This window comes from Shewanella piezotolerans WP3, assembly GCF_000014885.1.
GTDB classification, from domain to species: Bacteria; Pseudomonadota; Gammaproteobacteria; order Enterobacterales; family Shewanellaceae; genus Shewanella; species Shewanella piezotolerans.
Genome location: NC_011566.1, coordinates 4,023,092 through 4,045,749, shown reverse-complemented (window position 1 = coordinate 4,045,749; position 22,658 = coordinate 4,023,092). Strand labels below are relative to the sequence as shown.

Below are 22,658 nucleotides of genomic sequence, written 5' to 3'. Positions count from 1 at the left end.
CAAATTTTTGCGATTATTGAGTGGATAGCTGATCCGACATGGTTTGATAGTCCATCAGATCTTGGTGCTCTTTGACGCGATTATTCGTCATATCTAGGTTTAAAGTTGTCACGCCTGGGATGGCGAGATCAATAATACGGCCGGGCTTACCAAATTGCTCTCCAGGGCCTCTATAGTGGTAGTTACCAATTAGAATAACCAAAGAGCCTGAGTTAAACATATGCTCAATATTAAAGTCGTACTCAAGTACGCCTTTATGGGCCCGTTTTAAAAAACTTAATATGTGGCGCTTCCCAGTGTATTTGCGGCTTGCGGTTCTGTCATTAAACACGCTGTCACGATTATAAAATGAGGTTAGCTTAGCGTAGTCTTGGCTAGTGAGAGCTTTAATATACCTGACTGCTAGTTGTTGTTCTTTAGGCATGTCACCGATGTTGGCGAAGCTTGGCAAACTGAAAAAAACCAGGAGTAAACTAAATAATTGTAATCTCATTTTTGTTGCGTCTTTAAGTCAAATGCAGGTAAGGATAGATGCCAGCGTATTGCAGCTAATCTTATAGTTAATGCGGTCGCCATAGCAAACAGCAGCGCAAACATATCTGGCGCTCCCCAATATAAGCTAATGGTGTAACAGATCCCACCCATAATTGATGCAGTAGCATAAATTTCTGTGCGCAATACCATTGGCACTTGTTGGCAAAGCAGATCACGTATGATACCACCGCCTACACCGGTTATTAGCCCCATCACAACCGCTATCATGCCACCTAGCTCGAGGCTCAAAGCCTTCTCTGCGCCAATAATAGTAAACAGAGCTAAACCGAAAGCATCAGCCACAGGAAAGATATATCGAGGTACACGTTTGGGTTTACGCACGAATATCAGTGTCAGTAGCACGGTCGCTAAAATAACAATAATATAGTTAGGATCCTGGATCCAAAATACAGGCGTAGTGCCTAATATCGCATCGCGAATACTGCCGCCACCCACGGCGGTAACAGAGGCTAAAACAATCACCCCAAACGGATCCATTTTATGTCGACCAGCTGCTAGCGCACCAGAAAGCGCAAATACAGAGGTGCCGCATAGGTCGAAGAAATAGATCCAATCTATCATTTGTCTAACTCTTTCAGGTGGATGTTTAACGCATCGACAGAGATGCGGATTTCAATGACAGACAACAGCAGCGAGTAAAGCAATAACAGCAAGCTACAACCAAAAATTAGCGAACCAATTTTATTAAAGCCAATATAGATAAAAATCATACACAGTACACAGAGCGCAAAACTGAGTACGCCTGATTCTTGCATTCTTTTGATTATACTAATTCGCTGGCGTAAGTTTTTTAGCTGGCTGTCGTGGATTGGTTGGCCATCTGCACTTAAACTGCGGATAAGTGCAGCTAGCGCAAAAAAACGGTTGGTATAGGCGAGCAATAGCAGAGAAATTGCCGGAAACAGCAATGCAGGTGTTGTAAGTGACACATGGATGTTATCTAGCAAACTGAAAGCCTATTACGAAGATATTAACTAGGTTAAGAATAATACCTATGCCAACAATATATACAAGAAGGCGATAATTTTCTGGATGAATTTACATCAAACTGCTTAATTATGATTCATCGCGGCGCCAGAGGTTACAATAGCGAGCACTTTAACCATTGATAACTCGCAATGCCCCCCAGAGCGTTGGGAGCAAAATGATCGCAAAGGTCCATAAGCCAAATGCCATCGAGTTGAGTTTTAACGCGCGCTGAATATCCGCATGTCCTGGCAGTGGGCCATATTTTAGCTTGGGGAAAGTGACCTTTTTATCTGTGTCGTTGCCACTTTGAAATTTTGCTGGGCCACCAAGCTCAATACGCAGAGCGCAAGCAACAACGGCACTGGTTTGATACTCAACAATGGGAGGTGCATTGACTTTCGGGTTCATTAGCACCGCTAAGCTCTTGGGTCCCCCCTGAAGTGCAAGGCTAAAGCTCCATAGTTTAGCGGGAATGAAATGAACAACACTACTAAGTGCATACACCCCGACGCCAAAGAAACGATATTGCGGGTTATAAACAGGCCAAGCGTTATCTAACTGCTTAAGCATTCTAGCTGCGAGGAGTAATGGCACTCCGCCGATACTGTAAAACAGCGCAGTAGAGGCTATACCGTAGGTGGGGGTTGTTGCTAAGCGCTCAATAGTGACTTTACTCAATCCTACATTAGACAAAGATTGGGTGCGTCGATTGAGCCAAGGTTGTAATAATGTGCGAGCGCGGCCCTTATTATCTCTTTGAATAGCAATTGAGACTTCGCGGGCTATGTATCTAAAATGGTCATCTTGCAAACAAATATAGATAACGAGTGCTTCAAAAAACCAAGGGAACTCAGCAAGCTCGATAAAGAAGCTGATAATAAGCCAAAAGGGGAGTAGCAAAAGCAGCATCGATAGTACGCCAGCAATGATCTGCTGCGATGGTGCTCGGTGGGTATGATTAACTTTAATACTTAAATTCAACGCTAGGTTGTTCAGCCACACAAGAGGTTGCAATTGGCGCGGTAACGGCGCCATACGTGCGAGCAGAACCGACATTAACAGCACTATAGCACCGATATAAAGTTGACTATCTTGTGAGAAGATTTTTGTAAACTCCGGAACCATAGTGTCTGTTATATCCTTATTCTATTTGCTAAATATTATGTTTTACAGTTGCTTAATGAGTGCGATAACCATTAACGCTGAATGCAGACCCGCTTTAATAATATATTCGTCAAAATCGACAGCTGAGTCATCGTTAGCATTATCTGATAGCGAGCGGATCACCACAAAAGGTACTGCAAACTGATGGCAGACTTGAGCAATTGCTGCCGCTTCCATTTCGCACGCTGCCATCGTTGGGAAGTTCTCTAACATAGTCTTAGTGCGTACAGGATCGCAAATAAAGCTATCACCGGTACAAATCAGGCCTTCAATCGCTTTGACCTCACCAAGACTAGCAACGGCTTTTTGCGCTGCAGCAACCAGTTTAGCGTCTGGAAGAAAGGCAGCTGGCTGTTGTGCCATTTGGCCAATTTCGTAGCCAAAAGCAGTAACATCTACATCGTGATGACGCACTTCTGAAGAGATGACAATATCGCCAATAGCAAGATCATCGGCGAAACCGCCAGCAGAACCGGTATTGATAATGGCGTCAGGCGCATATTTCTCAATAAGCAGCGTTGTAGCGATACTGGCGGTAACTTTACCAATACCAGAGCGAGTAACAATGACTTCTTGACCGGCTAATTGACCGGCGACAAACTCGATACCCGCAATAGTGGTAGAAGTCGAATTTTCCATCGATTCAACTAAATGCGCAACTTCTGGCTCCATAGCGCCAATAATACCGATTTTCATGAAATGACCTTTTTTTAACTGCCTGAATGATTATGGGCGCTAATATACCACGGCCTATGGTGATAGTGAAAAAGCCATAGTGGTAAGTTGAGATATGATGCAAGCGCGGCTAGCTGCAGCTTGCTGGCTGCAAGCCATTGGAGTTGTTTCTGCTCGTGGTTAACTGGGATGTGTCTCAAAGTTAATTGGCCTTCGAATGAAGACTGATTACATTTTTTGAATTGTGTTGCCAAGCAACCTGTTTGAACTTGTGTTCCCGACACCATTACGACATTTCCCATATCCCTATGGGTTAAATGTGAATGAACGATCGCATGTGTAGACACTGCCGTGACACGCAGCAAGTCCATCCATGGAAGCTCGGCCATGACGTCCATGTCATGGACGGTCACGGCCGTATCTGCACTTGGATAATTGGTGTTTTAATTTGTAGTGTAGTGGCAAGGCTTCTAGTACGGAAATACCCCAAAGTCATTTTCACTGATTAAAATGGTTAGTAGCACAATAAAAAGTTTGGGCTTACAAAAGCTAATGTGGGACGCAAGATAAAACACCTGCCCCCGAATTATCATATATGCCGCAGCCTAGAGACTTTTCTTCCTGCGTGAGCATTGCACTTTATGCAATGATAGAGGTTCTTTGTTTCACTCAGTCAAAGAAACAGGGAATCAGTTCTTTCTATGTTATAACTCATTGTTGATACGTTGTTTTACTGTTAATCTTGAGTGATTAAAGTACTAGCAGCTTGTTCTTATTAAGACCGTTCTTATGCGGAATTCAGCCTAATATACTGTTAGCCATCTTTTTATTCACACTAGGATTTATTAATGACGACAAGAGACGACAACCCTAAAGTTTTTATTTCTTATAGTTGGAGCAGTCCAAAACACGAAGAATTTGTTTTGAATTTAGCTGAGAGACTTATGGCTGACGGAGTACATGTATTACTTGATAAGTGGGACTTAAAAGAAGGGCATGATAAATATACATTTATGGAAAAGATGGTTACTGATCCTGATGTAGCTAAAGTCCTTATAATTTCAGATTCAAAATATGCCACAAAAGCAGACTCCCGCGCGGGAGGTGTTGGCACTGAATCACAAATAATCTCCAACGAAGTATACTCGAAAACAACTCAGGAAAAATTCATTCCTGTTGTTACTGAATATATTGATGGTGTAGCATGTTTACCTGCTTTCTTAAAACCCAGAATATATGTAGATCTAGCTACTGACGAAGTGTTTTTTGATGAATATGAAAAACTATTACGGAATATCTTTAGTAGACCCAAAATTGTAAAGCCAGTGTTGGGTAAAGCACCTTCTTTTCTTTTTGATGAGAGTCCAATATCGGTAAATACCGCTTCTATATTTTCCTCAGTAAAAGACTCAATTGAAAAAGAAAAGAAATCTTATAAAAGGTTAGTTAAGAGTTATTTATCAAAACTTCTAGAGTCCATTGAATCCTTTAGAATTACAGAAACGTCTGAAGAAATTGATGAAAGAGTAGTTGAAAGTATCAATGAATATAAACCTTATCGAGATCAGTTTGCTGAATTAGTAGAATTGCTCTGTGATTATGGTTTAGTCAATACCTGTCGTGATGAGATGTTTTCATTTTTTGAAAACTCTTTGGCTTTAAACGAACCTTCATCAAACATGGGTTCATATAACGATATGTGGTTTGATAACGTTAAATATATGAACCAAGAATTGTATTTATATTTCATTACCATATTAATTAAGTCTTCAGAATTTGATGAGATAGAATTTTTCTTAACAGAAAAATATTTTACTCGTGGTATTAGGGGGCGAAAAGTTAAAGATTTTACAGAGTTTAATTCATATATCTCTGTTTTAGATAAGCGCCGTAAGAATCGATTAAAAATGAACAGAATTTCTATAACTGCTGATATGTTACATGATTCAGCTAATGTTAAAGGCATTTCATTTGACTCATTAATGCAGACTGATTTCATACTTTGTATGAGAAGTATTTTGAATTTAAATGATTACTATAATCGGTGGTTTCCTAGAACTTTGGTATATAAAGGTAGATGGGACAGCGAAGCGTTTGAACTGTTTTTGAGGGCGGAGTCTAAAAGTCATTTCGAAATAGTGAAAAAACTATTACTTATTAAATCTAAAGAAGATTTAATAGAAAAGTTTTCTGCCGCCGATAAAGCTTATAACCTTCAAAACTGGAGATTTGATTATGACAGAATCCCATTTGAATCTTACCTAAATTTAGAGTCGTTATACAATGGCTAACAAGTCGTTTAAACGGAATAAAAACAGTTGGTTATCGCTGCGCGATTTTAACCAACCATTTTTATCCGCTTAACGAGGCGTTAGCTGTATGGCATTGACCTGTCGTTAAGGTGACGTAAATGTGTCGTATACATAAAAGGAATTTTTCAACAGGATATAGCTTCAATATATTCATGTGATAAATATAAATGGAAATGAAAATACACGCTGAAAAAATCATAGAAGAACGTAAAGTTAGAGCTTGGAGCCAGCAACATTTAGCCGATGTTAGTGCTGTAAGTTTAAGAACGATTCAAAGAGTCGAAAATAATGGTTCTGGTTCACTCGAAACGGTTAAAGCACTAGCTTCTTGTTTTGATCTAGATGTGGCTAAGTTATTTCAGCCTGAAACCCCATCGAAGAAAAGTTATTCTAAATCTAAAATAGCGATATTATCTTCAACGATAGCGGCCATTTTTAGTAGTGTTTTATTCCTAGCGCCGTCTACGATGGCATCTGATATTAAAATATACTCAGATGAAGTCATAACATCTACAAATAATGATTACCGAGTCTACAGTAACAATGTAGAGATTTTCTTGCCAAAAACTCTTACTTATGAGGTTTTAGTTGATTCAAAGTGGGAAACAGCTACACCAGAAATCGCCAGTGGTAGTGTTAAGGTACACTTGGAAAACTCAGTTGTTTTTATTGAGAAAGCAATAATAACGAAAACTGAAAAAGGAACTAAAATCACTACTAATTATGCAAAATTTGCTTACACTGAGTAATTTACTGCAATAAAGGCATTCAAACGGACAAAAAACAGTTGGCTGTTTTCCTTCGTTCAACATTTTAGCCAACACTTTTTTGCTGCTTAATGTGGCGTTAGTGTTCCTTAAAGATGGGCTTTCAAATTTAAGATGAATGGAGAAAACGAAGATTACTTTATAGCAAAATATGTGGCTGGTGCTTGTGATACTGATGATTTGGTCAACTATGCAAATGATAAGTTAAACAATGGCGTTTATTCTGATGAGTTACTGGATATCATTGATGCAGAACCTAAGTGTTGGGATATCGTTTCACCTCTTTTTGAAAAACTTATTGCTCAACTTCCTTCATTTGAGGATTCAATTCATTTAATAATCAAACATCACTTAAAGTTGATCGCCGGTGAAAAATTAGACCCATTCATTCAATTTCGGCTGTTACTCAATGATATTGATAATTTTGATTTACATGAAAATGTGACTAAATATGTTGGAGATAATGTAGGGATCGAGCATCTATATGGATTTTATTACGCTAGAGATGAATTAGAAGTAAATGATAATTATGGTGTTATTGAAATAGGCGCTCTAATGCAAGAAGAATCTAAAAAGTGGCTATTGGAACACTAATAAACCGTTCAAGAGAGAAAATTTACAGTTGGCTGTTTTCGTTCCTCAACGTTTTAGTTAACAATTTTTTGCCCATTAGTTAGGGCTACATGGACTCCCCTTTGTCAAGCAATAGTAATCACACAAAAACAGTGGATCTGACAGCAGCTCTACATTCGGCGTTTGATTAGCTTGCTGCCTAAACAGCTTTTGGCTATCGCCCTGATGATTTGCGCTTGAGCAAAGATCTCATTCGTTAAACAGTATTACTTTCTCTTTCAAGAAAGATGTACTTCCCAACTAACCAGATTCAATCGCTCTCGGTCTGACCGTGTTATCGTCAATTGCTAATGCGTCGACTCGGTGGGGTTAACCGTTTGGGTTAATCCTTTTTACGTTTTTACATAGTTAACTTGGTACTCTTGTCCTGATTGCAATAATGACCAAATTAGCCGTGCATTTTTAGCTGCCAAAGCAATGACAGCTCTTTTGAAACCTCTTCGCTCGATAAGGGCTTTAATCCATAAACTAGTTCTATCTATTTTATTGGCACAGTTTGCGATGACAGCGCGAGCACCATGGATTAGCGAGGTGCGGATATGCTTCTCACCGCGTTTACTTATTCGACCTAGTGTTGGCTTTCCGCCAGTGGAATACTGCTTCGGCACCAAACCTATCCAAGCTGCAAATTGGCGGCTAGTTGAGAAGTGTTTTGCATCACTGACTGTCGCGACTACTGCTGTTGCGGTAACTTCGCCAATACCTGGTATGGTCATTAACCGCTTAGCGTCTTTCATCTGGTTAGCAAGGGCATAGAGCTTTCGGTCAGACTTTAATATGTCTTGGTTTTGTTGTTTTATGCTCAGCCATAAATCATGGAGTAGTTCGCGGGCTAAATCAGGCAAACCGTTCTCAGCATCCTCGAGAATTTCAACAATATGCTTTTGAGCAGGATAACGACCTTTAGGCATAATAATACCAAACTCGGATAGTAAGCCACGTAATCGGTTTATCATCGCCGTACGGTCTTTGATTTGGCCTTGTCGAATGCGGTGTAGGCATAAAACGGCTTGTTGCTCTTCGCTTTTAATACAAACAAAGCGTGTTTTTGGTCTAGTCACTGCCTCACAAATGGCTTCAGCATCATTGGCGTCATTCTTTTCACTTTGGCGATAAGGAATAACGAATTTAGATGCCATGATACGTACGTCGTGGCCGTATTTTGTAAACTCTCTTGCCCAGTAGTGAGCGCCAGAGCAAGCTTCCATCCCGATAATACAGGGTGGAATGTTAGCGATTTTTTCTAACAGCTTGTTTCTTTTAACTGTTTGCTTTAGTTTAGTTTTACCGTATTCGTCAACACCATGAATACTAAAAACTAATTTGGCTAAATCGATGCCAATTGCTTTAATTAAGGACATATGGACTCTCCTTGATTGAATGTTTGCACTTTCAATATGGCACATAGTGGCCAATTGGTAAGGGGAGTCCATATCATTCGTTACCACATATCCGATTGCTATATTTTCACTAATGAAATTCATCACTGCAAGAGCTTTAGCTCTAAGGCATTCCTGTCCAATAATGAGCTTCCCCGTTGGGCAGATATCTAGTGACTAACAGCCATTACAGACTCACCTAATACACCCATTCCCCATCGGAGTTGCCGAAGTACGTTGAAGAAATAGCCGTAATGCCCACATGGACGTGGGCATAGCTTTCGCGGGACAGGATGTCCCATCGGAAGCGCTAGGCTATTTCGAATAAGTATGAGGAAGACAACTTCGTTTGGGGCGCAGAGGGATTGTTAAGGGGCGCAAGCGCTTTGCCCCTTGGCTCGGGGGTGGGCGAAGCGCCACGATCTTATATCAAACGAAGTTTGATTGGTTTGGCTTTTAGATGTCGAAGTGCTCAAGCACAAACAAACTTTTGTCCAATAATGAGCTTGGTCGTTGGGCAGATATCTAGCGACTAACAGCCATTACAGACTCACCCAATACACCCACTCTCCATCGAATAAGTATGAGGAAGACAACTTCGTTTGGGGCGCTGAGGGGGGGACTCATGTGAAATCAAGAGCTGGGCGCAAGCGCTTTGCCCCTTGGCTCGACTCTTTGTTGCAAGTCTGGGCGAAGCGCCACGACCTTGGCCAAGCGAAGCTTGATATGTGGCATAGCCACGACTTTAGTTGTTAGACGCAGCCTAACTCTGGATAAAGGGGAAAACGTTCGCCCCACTTTTAGATATTGGTTTGCGTCCCGTTAACGAAAGACAATGATTACTCATTTACAACAATAGCTTACAGATGATAAGTTTGCGACTTAAGTATGATTTACCAGTGTTTAGATCTGCTACTCATAACTGCCAAAATGGTAAGTGATTTAATTTATAGGGATATAAAATGGAAGTAAAAGTATTTAACCGGACTGAAACCAGCGATAAGATCATCAGTGGTTCTGTTTATAATCTTGTTATCGGCCTAACTTTGATTTGGGGCTTTGCCGTAAATTGGTTGATGGTTGTCAATATCCCTGTTGAATCGATAAGTAGTATTAACCCGATAATGTTCTTTATTGGTTATTTTGCATCATGCTTTTTTGGTATCTATCTATTCAGTAAATCCGATAGCCCGATTGTTAGTTTCATCGGTTACAATTTTGTGGTGGTACCTTTTGGGTTAATCATTAACTTGGTGGTAAGCCGATATGATCCCAATATTGTAGTAGAAGCAATCAGAGTCACGGGTATGGTAACGTTTGTGATGATGCTACTCGGTTCTATGTATCCAGCCTTTTTCAACAAAATAGCAGGTGGCCTTACCGTCGCACTGCTGTGTGTTATTGTGGTAGAACTCATTGAAATATTCATTTTTAACACTCATCACGGTATCTTAGATTGGATCGTTGCGATTATCTTTTGTGGTTATATTGGCTACGATTGGGCGCGAGCAAATGCTATTCCGAAAACCTACGATAATGCAGTAGATAGTGCAGCTGCTTTATACATGGACATTATTAATTTGTTCTTACGCATACTGAGAATATTAGGTCGTAAATAGTTGCTAAAAGAGAAGGTTACTCATGGCTAACATGCAGCTCCGAGTTGGAGAGTTAGACAACCCGCAAGTGATGGTGCTGTTGCAACAGCACCATCAAGATATGTTGTCCCATTCGCCCGCAGAGAGTGTTCATGCACTTGATACCTCGGGGCTTAAGGCGGTTAATGTTACCTTTTGGAGCTTGTGGAGCGCGGAACATTTAGCAGGTATTGGCGCGCTAAAACAGCTGGATGAATACCATGGTGAAATTAAATCAATGCGCACGAGTCTTCAGTTTCTTCGCCAAGGTGTAGCGCATAAAATATTGGCGCATCTGATTGCTGAGGCACGAGCACGAGGTTATCAGCGCTTGAGCCTTGAAACGGGTTCAATGGAAGCGTTTCAGCCCGCAAAAAAATTATATGAACAGTTTGGCTTCCAAGCGTGTGCGCCTTTTGCAGACTACAAAAACGACCCTTACAGTTCTTTTATGACCCTTTCTCTATAAATTGAGCATTACAACTTCTGCTTCTTTGTCCCCTTCATCGAATTGCTCTGCAACTTATTACAGCATCTAATCTGGATGCTTCAACGTATGCACCTTGCCATTCTTTACATAAGTAAATTATTAAATCCCCATTTGAGCCTCATTTTTAACTGTGTTAAATTTAAATGAGAATCATTCGTATTTGAGCGTTGTTGAATGCAATTTAATAATCTTACTGCTGTTCGGCTGACTTATAACGAGTGAATAACCTAGTGCAACTAAATGGTGATGAAATGGAAAATTGGCAGCAACTCATGAACTCTGGCAATCAGCATTTTAAAGAGGCAGCTTGGCTGGATGCTCAATATTGCTATCAGCAAGCAGTTTCTTTGATTGAGAATGAATGGTCACATCAGTTGAGTGACCGGGAACTATTGTTTGCTTGGATAGCAGGCATGCACAATTTAGCTCATCTGTATGAGTCTCAACACCAAAGCGAAATGGCATTACATTATTTGAAGCACGCTCATAAACAGGTGCAAACATTATCTGCCGATGATTCTGTCTGCGCCGAAGTGCGGAGTTCTGCTTTTAACAGCTTGAGTTTAACCATCCCGCCATTACTTGACTTTGCTAAGCGACATCCAATTTGCGATGACTGTGTATCAGCATTAGAAGATACGGCAGCATCACTCGGCGGACAAAGTAGCGCATTACATTAGTCACCAAGAGCACTATCTATACGGGCATTAGCCTGCAGAGACCGTTTGTTAAATAGTTCAATTTGGATGCTCTGAACGTTTTGCATCAATTTATACATAAAGGAATATCGATGAATAAAAATTACCTGATAGCAATTATGACAAGCTTGCTAGTCATATTCTCAACCTCTGTTTTGGCCCATCCGGGCCATGATCATAGTGCAGAGTCTTCAAATCTCATCCATTTGCTATGGGCAGCTCCTGTAGCTGTTGCTGCCATATTGGCTTACAAAATACTTAGAACAGCTTTGGTAAAAAGATCATCGTTTGATGGAAATAAATAGGAGCTAAAATGTTAGCGAAGTTACTAAACCAAATTGACAGCAAGCACCCTTTTACGACAGTCTCGGCCCACTGTGATATTCCATGTAAAATCTACGATCCAATTACAGCGCAACTTGCTGTGTTGACGATGATCCGCATGGTCGATTTGCTTAATGAATTACCTACAGCAAATGAAATGTCGGCGGCTCAACTAGCACAGTTCAATCGTTTGCTGGGAGAGAAAGAGTTGCATGGGAAAAAAGTGAAAGCTGAAATACAAGTTATCTGGGGCGATTATATAAAACAACCTCAACTTGATGCTTTTCCTGAGTTACACTCGCTCACACATAACATCATGTTAGCTGCGTCAAAAAGCAAACAGCACATTGATCGGGCGGCAACGATGGAACTGCTTACACTGGTCAATCGCTTCGCAGAGATATTCTGGCTGAGTAAAGGGGTAGAGGTTTACTCGGCAAACTGTCCGTATCCACCTGCTGAACTTGTCATTTATCCAAAACTAGCGTCGTAATCTGCAACCATGTTTGGATTTAGCCTTAATAAAGTCGTTGGAAACAGCATGTTTCCTCGGCTTAAAAGTGGCAACTTCGTACTGTTATCAGAACACTTTGATAAACAGGCTCTAAAAGTGGGTGACATTATCAAACTTCTTCACCCTCGATATGGCTACATCGTCAAGACTTTAGTAGGGATTGACCATACTGGTCGGTATTGGTTTAAAGGCGAGAATAGGGATAGCGTAGGCATTGACGAAATTGGGCCTATTAAAGCCTCGCAAATAAAGAGCAAAGTGATACTGGTAGTGGGTTAATACCAATCAGTATAATAACTATGCTCTTCATTCATTGCTAACCACATGGATGTGGTGAATGTCATTAATGCAGGAGCATTTAATGACCTTACCTCAAAGTCGCTAAACTCTCGCTGAGCGATCAAATCTTTATACTGATTGGTATAAGTGCTTTCAAGGCCGCAATCGAGCCTTGAAGTTTAATGGATATAGGCTGGTTAATTAGCCTTTAGCGGCATCATCTGCTTGGATCTGTCCAACCAAAAGTACTGGCGCAGCGTCTAGCTCGTTGGCATCCATCATTGAAGCGATACGTTCAACTGACGATAATAGCTGGCTTTGTTCCCACTGCTCTAAATTCTGATAGCGGGTAATAAAGTGTTCTTGTAATGGCTTTGGTGAGTTGCTTAGCAGTGCTTTACCTGAGTCGCTGAGCGATAAATGCACCTTACGCTTATCGGTTTCACTGCGGGTTCTAACCACCAATTGACGGCTTTCTAATTTATCGACAATAGTGGTTACCGTCGCTGGACTTAAAGACACCTCTTTAGCTATCTCTTTGGCCAATGGCGCATCAAGCTGTTCGATATTTTGCATCACCATTAACTGCGGCCCCGTAAGCCCTGACAGTTTATTCAGTTGCCGAGAATGGATATCAATGGCACGGATCACTCGACGCAATGAGATCAATAATTCTTCGTACTTTTCCATAACTTTCCCATGCTGGTGATACTGAATTAACGGTAATTTTACGCCAAAAATAAAAATACGGCATAACGACAGAGCGTTATACCGTATTTTAGACTGCATGTGCAACTTAGCTAAACGATCTAAAAGCTAATCGCTATACCAATTGCATTAAGTATTTGGCCAGTTCAGAGCCCCTCAGCCTTTTCAATTCAAAGCGCATTGGTAAAGAAATGGTTATTCCCTTTTAAGCCAATGCAAAGCAGAAGTGGAAAGACTGAGGGTCTCACCTAGTGCGGCTGAGGTTAAACAAATTGGCAAACGCTGTATGCTTCGCTATGGGATTTGGAAATAGAATAACTATTAGCTCAAATTCCACTACTTGCCTACAGCGTTTTTAATTCCCGCTCAATGGTCAAACTTTTAATGCAGTTGCTATTAGAAGTTAAAGGTTCTTGCAACAGACAGTACGGCGCGAGTATCGGCAGTATCGATGTCCATACTGGTGTCTTCAACGGCTAGGTTAAAGTCGAAACCTTTCCAGCTTGTCATGTACTCAGCGCGGTAATGGTTGTAGGCTTTATCGCCATCCCAAGACCACTTGGCTTCATCGGTAGAGGTAGAACGATCAAAGCTAATACGGATATCATGACCTTCTGCAACAGTAAAGGTGTGTGCTGCCATCATGATGTAGTGACCTGCATCAACACCAAAGTAATCCCAGGTATACCAGAAGTTCAACTCGGTTTGCCCTGCTGATGAAGCGTAACCAAATTTGGTGTAAACCTCTGGGTATTTGTAATCGCTAGAAGCGTCGTCACCATGGTAAGTATAGTAAGCTATACCTGCATCGAGAGAAACACGTTCGCTTAGCTGGTAAAACATACCACCGTAAAAGTCTAGTTCTAACCAAGTGTCATCGCCAGAGCCGTAATCAACGTTCGATGCCCACGTTCCAACATACCAACCCGCATCGGCTGCATAGTCGAGGCTTGCCTGCAGGGCTGGACCATTGTCTGTTTGGCTCACACCGTTAAAGGTGTAATCAGAGGTCGCGTTAACGGTTGAGCTTACACCTGCAAAGGCAGAGGTAGGTAAAGCCATTAGACCTACTAGCGCAAGACTTTTAATTGTTGTTTTCATCATTTCCCTTTCTTTCTTATTAGTTAGCTAATTCAATTTTGCTAAAATCAATTTTGTTTTCTTTTGGTGAATGCTCAATCGCAGCAACCTTGTTAAATTTGGTGGCTAAGATATAGCCGAAACAAGCCAATATGAGTGCAATGGCTAATGCGCCAACCCACTGGATCTCAAGGAAGTTAAGCTGGAACAGTAGCGTCAGGCCACTCATCAGTGCGATATTGCCGACGATATATTTGGTCTTGCCGAAACGTTCGACCGTAAGGTTTAGGTTGTCGGTGTATAAGCGGATCAATGAGTCAAGTGAGTTGACTACAAAGGTAATGCCCACTAACACCATGGCGATGTTGTAGAAGCCTGTGGTGGCTATTTCATTGGCACTATAGTAGTACAGCACTGTAAACCAAACGGCGATAGGCAGTGATGGAAATACCATCATCGCAATCAATACCTGATAGGTTTTCATGCCGCCGACAAAGCGAGAAGTAAACTGACCAATCATGATGCTCCAAGCAAACCACCAGAAAAGGTAGAACTCGTGGTAATCATTGAGTGGCAGCACAAACTGGTGGATATTACCGAAGTAGTCCCCGAGCATGGCAAAGGTAGTGACAAATTCGCCCACACCAGAGTCTTTTGATAAGAATGCGCCGGCCCACATCAAGACAATTAAGCCCATAAACAACCAAGTGCTAGCTAAACTCAACTTACGTACGTAGCGAATACTCGTGCTTGAGTAAACTGCAGCGGCAATTATCACAAATACGATGAGATAGAAGCTACTAACAACCGTTTCGCCATCGCCCATCTCAGGTAGATACCAAGGTAAGTTGGTCAGTAGTAGGTAAGCGGTAAACGCACAAGTACCAATAATTACCACGTTATTAATGAACTTGATCAGCGGGATTTCGAAGAACTTGACTCTTGGCTCTATGACACAAAAATAGAAACAGGTCAGAAAGTAAAACGCCCAGATCAGAAATGCCCAAAAGCCAAACTCAATCGCGAGCGGATTGGTAAAGCCGTATTCAGGGCTAGCCGCGACATCAGCGTAGCCGCCAAACTCGGTCAGTGGGAACATAATCAGTCCCACGTCTAACCCTGAGGTAAACAAAATGGCGATAAAGGTGAAAGTACGCACGGGGGTGACTCCGACACACTTAACATTGCCCCAGCGGTAAATCACAAAAGCGATGGCTGCGAACGTAAATAATATCCCTATAGTAAGCCAAGTAGTCATTATAGAACTCCAGACTTATTGTTGTTATAAAACATGGGTTTAAATCCTTATGTTTATTGTTATTATGCTAACTTGCAGCAAATTTTGGCCGCAAAAATCCCTCAAGCCTTAATTATCGATTTAACGAAAGTTAAGGTTTGATAAATTACAGTTGGCGATTATGGCCATTTAGCCCTACTTGGCTTAGGCTGACCGAGGCCTATACCCAGCTATTTTGAAATGCGCAAATTGATTGCGGATCATCTCCAGTTCGCTGGGGACATCGACTGGCTTAGCACTTAAATGCTGCGCTAAGCCAAGCGACCTATCTTGTGGCGCTATCTCTTGGGTAAATGGTTGCGCTGTTGTTGCTGCCAATTGTTGGCGGTAATCACTGGCGCTGTACTCGGCGATAATGGGCTATGACCTAAAATCAAGTCTGCTGCTCGCTCTGCGACCATAATGGTCGGCGAATTTAAATTGCCGTTCGGAATGGTAGGGAAAATAGAGGAATCAACCACTCTAAGGCCTTCCATGCCGTGTACTCGGGTTTGCGAATCAACCACAGCCATCGCGTCTTCGCCCATTTTGCATGAGCAAGATGGGTGGTAAGCACTCTCAACAGAGCTTCTGACAAAACTGTCTATCTGCTCATCGGTTTGCACGCTAATACCTGGCTGGATCTCTTCGCCGCGATATTCATCGAGTGCGTTCTGATTGCTGATCTCGCGAGTAAGGCGAACACAGGCGCGAAAGCCTTCAATGTCATCTTGATGCGACAGGTAATTAAACTGAATACTTGGCGCAACATGCGCATCACTAGAAAGCACTTTAATACTGCCGCGGCTTTTAGGCTTGTTATGGCCAATGTGCACCTGAAAACCATGGCCTGCAAAAGCTTCTTTGCCGTCATAGCGCATGGCAGCAGGCAAGAAGTGATATTGTAAGTCTGGCCACTCAAGTCCAGCTTTTGAGCGAATAAAGCCACAAGACTCAAAGTGATTAGTGGCGCCCAGTCCAGATTTATTTAAGATCCAACGGGTACCGATAAATAGCTTATTCAACGGGTCGAGTTTGCCGTTAAGCGATATTGGCTTAAGGCACTTAAATTGGAAGTAGAACTCTAAGTGATCTTGTAGGTTTTCACCGACCCCTGGCAGTTCATGGACTTGCTCAATGCCAGCTTGTTTTAGCGTATCGGCTGCGCCAATACCTGATAGCTGTAGAATGTGCGGCGAACCGACAGAGCCAGCCGAGAGGATGACCTCTTTATTGGCGTTGACCTCTATGTGCTTACCTTTACGCTCAAAGTGCACCCCGACCGCTTTTTTGCTTTCGCCAGCTTTAGTCGAGAACAACACTTTATGTACCAGAGCATGGGTGATAACAGTGAGGTTACTGCGCTTCATCGCAGGGCGCAGATAAGCATTAGAGGTTGACCAGCGCACACCATTTTTAATGGTCATGTGCATGGCGCCAAAACCTTCTTGCTGTGCGCCGTTGTAGTCATCAGTGGCTAAGTAACCAGCATCAACTCCAGCGTCAACAAAGGCTTTATAGAGCGGATTTTTCATCTCATTGCCGTTATTAACCGCAAGAGGCCCGGCTACGCCGCGGTAATCGTCTCCACCAAATGCCCAGCTTTCTGCTTTTTTGAAGTAGGGCAGGCAATGGGCATAATCCCAATCTTTAGCACCCTCTTGCTGCCACTCATCAAAATCACGCGCATGGCCACGCACATAGACCATGCCGTTAATTGATGACGAACCGCCCAGTACCTTGCCGCGAGGGCAGTGCATACGGCGGTTATCAAGATGCGGCTCAGCTTCGGTTTCAAACTGCCAGGCATACTTAGCGGTATTCATTGGAATAGACAGTGCCGTTGGCATCTGGATAAAGATGCTCTTGTCACTACCACCGGTTTCCAGTAGCAGCACTTTGTTGTTGGCATCGGCAGATAGGCGGTTGGCGAGTACACAGCCCGCACTCCCTGCACCAACAATGATATAGTCGTACTTTTCATTTGATATAGAGGTCATGTCAGCGCCTTAAAACGGACTTTCAAGCGGCTGCATACCAACGTATACGGCTTTGATTTGAGTGTAAGCTTTTAGGGTTTCACTGCCGTTTTCACGGCCAATCCCCGACATTTTATAGCCGCCTACAGGCATCTCTGCCGGTGAGGCACCATAGGCATTTATCCAGCAAATACCTGCTTGCATCTGATGGATAACGCGGTGCGCGCGGGTAATGTCTTGAGTAAACACGCCTGCGGCCAAGCCTAAGCGGGTGGCATTCGCGCGGCGAATAACTTCATCTTCATCACTAAACGGCAGTACCGACATCACCGGACCGAAGATCTCCTCTTGGCTTAAGGTCATTTCATCGCTGCACTGACCAAAAATAGTCGGCGCAACAAAGTAGCCACTAGGGCTGTTATCAGGGCTTAAAGTGTGGCCGCCTGCGAGTAGCTCTGCGCCTTCTTGCTTGCCAATCTCAATGTAACTCATCACCTTGTCGAGATGCGGCTTTGAGATAAGCGCGCCAAAGTTTGTTGCCGGATCCATCGGATCGCCACAGACAATATTCTCTTGAGTGCGTTTAAGGAGTTTTTCAATAAACTGAGGGTAGATATCCTGCTGCACAAATACCCGTGTGCCATTGGTGCAAATTTCGCCCTGGGTGTAGAAGTTACCTAGCATGGCAGCCGATACTGCGTTGTCGAGATCAGCGTCGTTGAAGACGATTAGCGGTGATTTACCGCCAAGCTCCATAGTGACCTCTTTGAGTGAGCTGGCAGCAGCTGCCATTACTTTTTTGCCTGTGCCGACTTCACCGGTGAACGACACTTTTGCTATCTCTTCATTATGCGTTAGCCAAGCGCCCACGCGGCCATCACCTTGCACTACGTTAAATACACCATCGGGTACGCCCGCTTCGGTAAATATCTCTGCAAGCTTTAATGCACCTAAGGGCGTTTCTTCCGATGGTTTAAAGATCATCACATTGCCGCAAGCCAGCGCCGGCGCTGATTTCCAGCAGGCGATCTGTAGCGGATAGTTCCAAGCGCCAATCCCGGCACAAATACCTAATGGCTCGCGGCGGGTGTAATAGAAATCATCACCAACGGTTTGCTGATTGCCCTCAATACTTGGCGCAAGACCGGCAAAGAACTCAATTGAATCTGCACCGGTTACCACGTCAACCACTGACGCTTCTTGCCAGGGTTTACCTGTGTCTTGCACTTCTATTGCTGCTAGCTCGTCGTTGCGCTCGCGAAGCAGTGCAACGGCTTTAAGCAAAATACGACTGCGCTCGAATGTGCTCATTGCAGACCAAACGGCAAAGCCTGTTTTTGCACTGTCGATTGCCGCTTGCTGGATCTTTTCATCGGCAACTTCAACTAAATAATTGACCTTGCCAGTCGCTGGGTTAATCACTTCAAAGGTTTCGCCGCTACTGTTTCTAAGGGCTTGTCCGTGGATATAGTTTGGATATACAACTAGTGACATCGGGTTTCTCCGTACTGCATGATCACTGCCTCGATAAAGGCCTTACATAAAATTTGTGCCTGTTCGAACTCTTTCTCTGGTGCAGCGCTCAACGCACTACGTAGCCAAAAGCCATCAATCATGGCGGCAGTTTGTTTGGCTGCAGTGATGGCGCTGGTATCGGGAAGTAGCTTTTTGAAAGAAAATAAGAGGTTGCTATATAGACGTTGGCTGTTGATATGTTGCAGCCTTGCAAGCCCTGGCTCGTGCATTGCTTGTGACCAAAAGCTTAACCAGGTCTTGGTTGCCGGTCTTGAGCGTTGCAACTCGGTAAAGTTGGCCTCAACAATGGCGTGCAACCTCGCCAGTGGCAATAGCTCTTTATCTGCTGTGCGACTCAGTAGCGCTTGTTTAAGCTGATCGAGCAAATACTTTTGCGTTGCTTCAATTAACCCTTGTTTGCCGCCAAAGTAATGGCTAATTAATCCTGATGACAACCCAGCCAAACCACTAATCGTATTGATGGTGGTGTTGTGTAACCCATGTTGTTCAACCGAGACTAAAGTGGCGTCGATGAGCTGTTGTTGGCGGACGGTTTTCATTGGCGGGCGCGGCATAAAAGGCGAGATCCTGAATGGCTATTATTGTTAGTATTTTTGTAGCTCAAATTGTTAATTGAACGTTCAATTAATAACAACTCTAATGGTTAGAGCTGTAACTATCAACCTTTATTGAAATTTGCGACCTGAATCACAGAATCGTTTTGTGAATTTATGCTTGGAGTGACGTTGGTGTAAGTGTCTGATTAAATTGGCACAAAATCATAGAATGATAAGTGTTCAATAGTCGCTGTTTTGCAAAAAATAAAGTTTGAACAAAAATTAGTTTCAACCGTAATCTTTAGCATTCGATAGCTCTTAGATGTTGTTACTCGAACTGAGGGGCTTTTGTATTTAGCGGAGGCGATTAGCCCACAATCAGCTGATTGGCGTTAAGGGTAAACCCAGCATTATGACCACTGATTAAAAGCACTTTTAAAACACAAGTTTGATATACGAACCAAGTTGTTCTCTTTTTTGTAGAAGTTCTTGGTTTTATCACACTCCTTGTTTAACACTGTCCGTATATTAGGGGGTTGTTAAGCTGCTAAGCTTTTTACGTATTCACTTTTAACTCATTTGATATTGATGTTTATGTCGCTAGGCGCTTAATGTGCAACAGCGCAACCGCTGGGTATCGATATCACGAAAACAGGATGATAGATTCAATGACTAAAAAAATAATATTAGACACAGATCCAGGGATTGATGATGTCATGGCGATCCTGTTCGCTGAGGCGCATCCTGACATCGAGCTCAAGGCGATAACCACTATTTACGGTAATGTGGCCATTGCGGGCGCGACGCATAATGCTTTGTACCTAAAACAAAAGTATGGCTTTGGGGCCGATGTAGCAGAAGGCGCTAGCAAACCTATTGTTAGACCTCCGGTTGGCCCTACTGTCGCGGTACATGGCGAAAGTGGATTTGGTGATGTCCAAGTACCTGCTGATGTGGCGGGCGAGGCCGATAGTCGTCCTGCTTACCAATACATCATTGACGCGGTAACGGCCGAGCCAAACGAAATCACTTTAGTGGCTATTGGACCTTTGACTAACCTCGCACTGGCGCTGAAAGCTGAGCCTAATATTGTTAATTTGGTTAAAGAAGTGGTGATTATGGGCGGCGCATTCGGGGTTAACGATCACCGCGGTAATGTGACGCCATATGCAGAAGCTAATATCCATGACGATCCCCATGCTGCTGATATTGTATTTGGCGCCGCTTGGCCAGTAGTGATTATTGGGCTTGATGTTACTGAGCAAAGCTTCTTTACGGCAGACTATTTAGACCAGTTGCGTGATGATGCCGCTGAAGTGGGTCAGTTTATTTGGGACGTTAGTCGCTTCTACCTTAAATTTTATAAAGAGAAAGTGGGCTTAAATGCTTGTCACGTACACGACCCATCGGCGATTGCTTATGTGATTAAGCCAGAGTTGTTCACCCTCAGAGAGGGGCCTGTACGCGTGGTGACCGAAGGACCTGCAGAAGGGATGACTATTCAGAAATTCGATGGCCGTCAATACATGCATGATGAGTGGCAAACTCAAACATCACAACGTATTGGGGTTGCAGTGAATGATAGTGAGTTGCTGGAAATTTACCGCCAAACCATTATTGATTATGGCCAAAAGCAACGATGATTATCAGGCTTGAAAATTTTAAGCTGTTTAAAGATTAGAACCGTTTTTAAGTTGTGAGTATCGTTAAAAAAAGCCTAGTGTTTAATACTAGGCTTTTTTGTCTCTAGCGGTCGTATGCGAGTAGGGAAACTGTTATAGCTCGGGCCATTACAGCCTTGCAGCCACTAAGCTCACATCTGGCATATTCGCTGCGCCTTCGCGCTCTACAGCCAACGAGGCATAGGCGTTGGCAAATCTTGCTGCATCTAATAGGCTGTCGCCCTTTACTATTTGTGCCACCAGTGCACCGTTAAAGGCATCCCCAGCACCCGTGGTATCGGTCACTACGCATTTTACTGCGGCAACTTCGCTGAAACGGCCGTTTTCATACAAGAGTACCCCTTGTGCCCCTCGGGTTATCACCACCTTGTTTACCCCCATTTGACTGATTTTTATTGCGGCTTGTTTAGCGCTATCGAGATCTGTCACTTCGATGCCTGTCATCAAAGACGCTTCAGTTTCATTTGGGGTCACCATATCCACATACTCCAGTAAGCTTGGAGTCTCGTTGTGGTAGGGCGCAGGGTTTAGCACAACACTGACGCCATGGGCATGAGCTATCTGCATTGCGCGCTTCACCGCATCGATATTGTTCTCCAGTTGAGTCAGCAGCAAATCAGCCCCCACAATGTGTTGCTCCGCTTGTATGATCTCTTGCTGGGTAATTTCAGTATTGGCACCAGAGTGCACTGCAATCATGTTTTCACCGGTTTGCTGGCAGACATAGATGAGGGCATTGCCTGTAGGGCTGTTGTCTGATTCGGCGATAATGGTGTTATTGATCCCCGTCGTAGCCAGATGCTCTTTAGCGAAGTGGCTAAATTGGTCTTTACCGATTTTGGTCATAAAGGTGACATTGGCGCCAGCCTTTGCCGTTGCATATGCTTGGTTTGCCCCTTTACCGCCAGCACCAATATTGTTGCTCAGTGCATGTAACGTTTCACCAGGTTGGGGAAAGCGCTCCAATGTAGAGACGATATCGACATTAAAAGAGCCGAGTATAAACACCTTGTTATTCATTTCATTACCTCTACGTTTACTAGGAGTCTGTGCGGATGGACTCGATAAACTGGCATTGCTGGTTAACTGTGATAACAGGTTATCCAGACAATATTTATCAGCATCGAACTCCGCTGAGATCTGTACACCACCATGAGTCCTTATCACTTGCCGCTCATTTTGCAGTAACACCAGATCGCAACGAATGGTCTTGGGTGTGACTTGCAGTAACTTGGCCAGTTGGGCATTGGATAAGGTTTTGTGTTCACTGAGCAGTTTTAAGATCACTGTCAGTCTTTCATTTCGGCTGAGTTTGTTCATAGGGTTGAATATACGCGTAGCGGTTTAAAGAGGCTGTGATTTAGCTAAAAGCTTAGCATGGGAAGTGAACCAAAAGGTTTGTTTTTTAGGGGGAGTCTCAATTGGCGTAAGCTAGCCCGTATATTTACATGTTTGCAGAATGCTG

At 43.1% G+C, this 22,658-nt stretch carries 24 protein-coding genes; 11 read left to right on the top strand and 13 right to left on the bottom strand.

The features are described 5' to 3' along the window. Positions 1 to 13: 13 nt before the first annotated feature. From SWP_RS17095 to mtnN, 5 genes are all read right to left on the bottom strand, one after another. Positions 14 to 493: a nuclear transport factor 2 family protein gene (locus SWP_RS17095; protein WP_020913854.1), complete on the bottom strand. Its 480-nt coding sequence runs from the start codon at positions 491 to 493 to the stop codon at positions 14 to 16. Beyond that, entirely contained in the window at positions 490 to 1,116 is a 627-nt protein-coding gene (locus tag SWP_RS17090; protein ID WP_020913853.1) for a trimeric intracellular cation channel family protein, read from the bottom strand. The genes SWP_RS17095 and SWP_RS17090 overlap by 4 nt, the downstream gene beginning before the upstream one ends. Continuing rightward, positions 1,113 to 1,490, bottom strand: a complete 378-nt coding sequence (locus SWP_RS17085; protein ID WP_044556497.1) for a DUF2721 domain-containing protein — start codon at positions 1,488 to 1,490, stop codon at positions 1,113 to 1,115. The genes SWP_RS17090 and SWP_RS17085 overlap by 4 nt, the downstream gene beginning before the upstream one ends. A gap of 163 nt (positions 1,491 to 1,653) precedes the next feature. Continuing rightward, positions 1,654 to 2,649, bottom strand: coding sequence for a cobalamin biosynthesis protein CobD/CbiB (locus SWP_RS17080; protein WP_020913851.1), 996 nt, complete (start codon positions 2,647 to 2,649; stop codon positions 1,654 to 1,656). A gap of 42 nt (positions 2,650 to 2,691) precedes the next feature. Continuing rightward, entirely contained in the window at positions 2,692 to 3,384 is a 693-nt protein-coding gene (gene mtnN, locus SWP_RS17075; protein ID WP_020913850.1) for a 5'-methylthioadenosine/S-adenosylhomocysteine nucleosidase, read from the bottom strand. Between the two features lie 827 nt (positions 3,385 to 4,211). On the opposite strand from mtnN, the gene SWP_RS17065 reads away from it, so the two are divergent. The 3 genes from SWP_RS17065 to SWP_RS17055 all read left to right on the top strand — a co-directional run bounded on the left by SWP_RS17065 (position 4,212) and on the right by SWP_RS17055 (position 7,036). Then, positions 4,212 to 5,654 (top strand): toll/interleukin-1 receptor domain-containing protein, encoded by a 1,443-nt coding sequence (locus SWP_RS17065; RefSeq protein ID WP_020913849.1) that lies wholly within the window; start codon positions 4,212 to 4,214, stop codon positions 5,652 to 5,654. A 188-nt stretch (positions 5,655 to 5,842) separates the two neighbouring features. Then, on the top strand, positions 5,843 to 6,424 hold the full coding sequence (locus SWP_RS17060) for a helix-turn-helix transcriptional regulator (RefSeq protein WP_044556046.1): 582 nt from the start codon (positions 5,843 to 5,845) through the stop codon (positions 6,422 to 6,424). Between the two features lie 132 nt (positions 6,425 to 6,556). Then, positions 6,557 to 7,036 carry a hypothetical protein gene (locus SWP_RS17055; RefSeq protein ID WP_020913846.1) on the top strand — a complete coding sequence of 160 codons (480 nt, stop codon included), beginning with the start codon at positions 6,557 to 6,559 and terminating at the stop codon, positions 7,034 to 7,036. Positions 7,037 to 7,407: 371 nt separating this feature from the next. Here the strand turns inward: SWP_RS17055 and SWP_RS17050 are convergent, their stop codons facing one another. Beyond that, positions 7,408 to 8,436 (bottom strand): IS110-like element ISSpi2 family transposase, encoded by a 1,029-nt coding sequence (locus tag SWP_RS17050; RefSeq protein ID WP_020912047.1) that lies wholly within the window; start codon positions 8,434 to 8,436, stop codon positions 7,408 to 7,410. 531 nt (positions 8,437 to 8,967) lie between these two features. On the opposite strand from SWP_RS17050, the gene SWP_RS23980 reads away from it, so the two are divergent. From SWP_RS23980 to SWP_RS17020, 7 genes are all read left to right on the top strand, one after another. Beyond that, positions 8,968 to 9,210, top strand: coding sequence for a hypothetical protein (locus SWP_RS23980; protein WP_020913844.1), 243 nt, complete (start codon positions 8,968 to 8,970; stop codon positions 9,208 to 9,210). A 206-nt stretch (positions 9,211 to 9,416) separates the two neighbouring features. Further along, complete coding sequence (locus SWP_RS17045; protein WP_020913843.1) at positions 9,417 to 10,073, top strand: Bax inhibitor-1 family protein; 657 nt, start codon at positions 9,417 to 9,419, stop codon at positions 10,071 to 10,073. Between the two features lie 31 nt (positions 10,074 to 10,104). After that, the gene (locus tag SWP_RS17040) at positions 10,105 to 10,560 is read left to right on the top strand and encodes a GNAT family N-acetyltransferase (protein WP_044556496.1); all 456 of its coding nucleotides are present in this window, start codon (positions 10,105 to 10,107) and stop codon (positions 10,558 to 10,560) included. A gap of 272 nt (positions 10,561 to 10,832) precedes the next feature. Beyond that, positions 10,833 to 11,261 (top strand): DUF2753 family protein, encoded by a 429-nt coding sequence (locus SWP_RS17035; protein ID WP_044556045.1) that lies wholly within the window; start codon positions 10,833 to 10,835, stop codon positions 11,259 to 11,261. A gap of 110 nt (positions 11,262 to 11,371) precedes the next feature. After that, positions 11,372 to 11,584, top strand: coding sequence for a hypothetical protein (locus SWP_RS17030; RefSeq protein WP_044556044.1), 213 nt, complete (start codon positions 11,372 to 11,374; stop codon positions 11,582 to 11,584). Between the two features lie 8 nt (positions 11,585 to 11,592). Further along, on the top strand, positions 11,593 to 12,096 hold the full coding sequence (sodN, locus tag SWP_RS17025; RefSeq protein WP_020913840.1) for a superoxide dismutase, Ni: 504 nt from the start codon (positions 11,593 to 11,595) through the stop codon (positions 12,094 to 12,096). Between the two features lie 48 nt (positions 12,097 to 12,144). Further along, a complete protein-coding gene (locus SWP_RS17020) occupies positions 12,145 to 12,396 on the top strand; it encodes a S24/S26 family peptidase (RefSeq protein ID WP_048908474.1) in 252 nt (83 codons plus the stop codon). A gap of 201 nt (positions 12,397 to 12,597) precedes the next feature. On the opposite strand, the gene SWP_RS17015 is transcribed toward SWP_RS17020, so the two are convergent. From SWP_RS17015 to betI, 6 genes are all read right to left on the bottom strand, one after another. After that, positions 12,598 to 13,086 (bottom strand): MarR family winged helix-turn-helix transcriptional regulator, encoded by a 489-nt coding sequence (locus SWP_RS17015; RefSeq protein WP_044556043.1) that lies wholly within the window; start codon positions 13,084 to 13,086, stop codon positions 12,598 to 12,600. 414 nt (positions 13,087 to 13,500) lie between these two features. After that, the gene (locus tag SWP_RS17010; protein ID WP_044556495.1) at positions 13,501 to 14,205 is read right to left on the bottom strand and encodes a TorF family putative porin; all 705 of its coding nucleotides are present in this window, start codon (positions 14,203 to 14,205) and stop codon (positions 13,501 to 13,503) included. Between the two features lie 19 nt (positions 14,206 to 14,224). Next, a complete protein-coding gene (locus SWP_RS17005; protein ID WP_020913835.1) occupies positions 14,225 to 15,442 on the bottom strand; it encodes a hypothetical protein in 1,218 nt (405 codons plus the stop codon). Positions 15,443 to 15,759: 317 nt separating this feature from the next. Then, complete coding sequence (betA, locus tag SWP_RS17000) at positions 15,760 to 17,460, bottom strand: choline dehydrogenase (protein ID WP_020913833.1); 1,701 nt, start codon at positions 17,458 to 17,460, stop codon at positions 15,760 to 15,762. Positions 17,461 to 17,469: 9 nt separating this feature from the next. Continuing rightward, positions 17,470 to 18,933, bottom strand: a complete 1,464-nt coding sequence (gene betB, locus SWP_RS16995) for a betaine-aldehyde dehydrogenase (protein ID WP_020913832.1) — start codon at positions 18,931 to 18,933, stop codon at positions 17,470 to 17,472. Then, positions 18,924 to 19,529, bottom strand: coding sequence for a transcriptional regulator BetI (gene betI / locus SWP_RS16990; protein WP_020913831.1), 606 nt, complete (start codon positions 19,527 to 19,529; stop codon positions 18,924 to 18,926). The genes betB and betI overlap by 10 nt, the downstream gene beginning before the upstream one ends. A gap of 650 nt (positions 19,530 to 20,179) precedes the next feature. Here betI and SWP_RS16985 point away from each other — a divergent pair. Further along, complete coding sequence (locus SWP_RS16985) at positions 20,180 to 21,154, top strand: nucleoside hydrolase (RefSeq protein ID WP_020913830.1); 975 nt, start codon at positions 20,180 to 20,182, stop codon at positions 21,152 to 21,154. Positions 21,155 to 21,301: 147 nt separating this feature from the next. Here SWP_RS16985 and rbsK read toward each other — a convergent pair whose 3' ends face one another. Continuing rightward, positions 21,302 to 22,480 (bottom strand): ribokinase, encoded by a 1,179-nt coding sequence (rbsK, locus tag SWP_RS16980; protein WP_266197737.1) that lies wholly within the window; start codon positions 22,478 to 22,480, stop codon positions 21,302 to 21,304. Positions 22,481 to 22,658 lie beyond the last annotated feature (178 nt).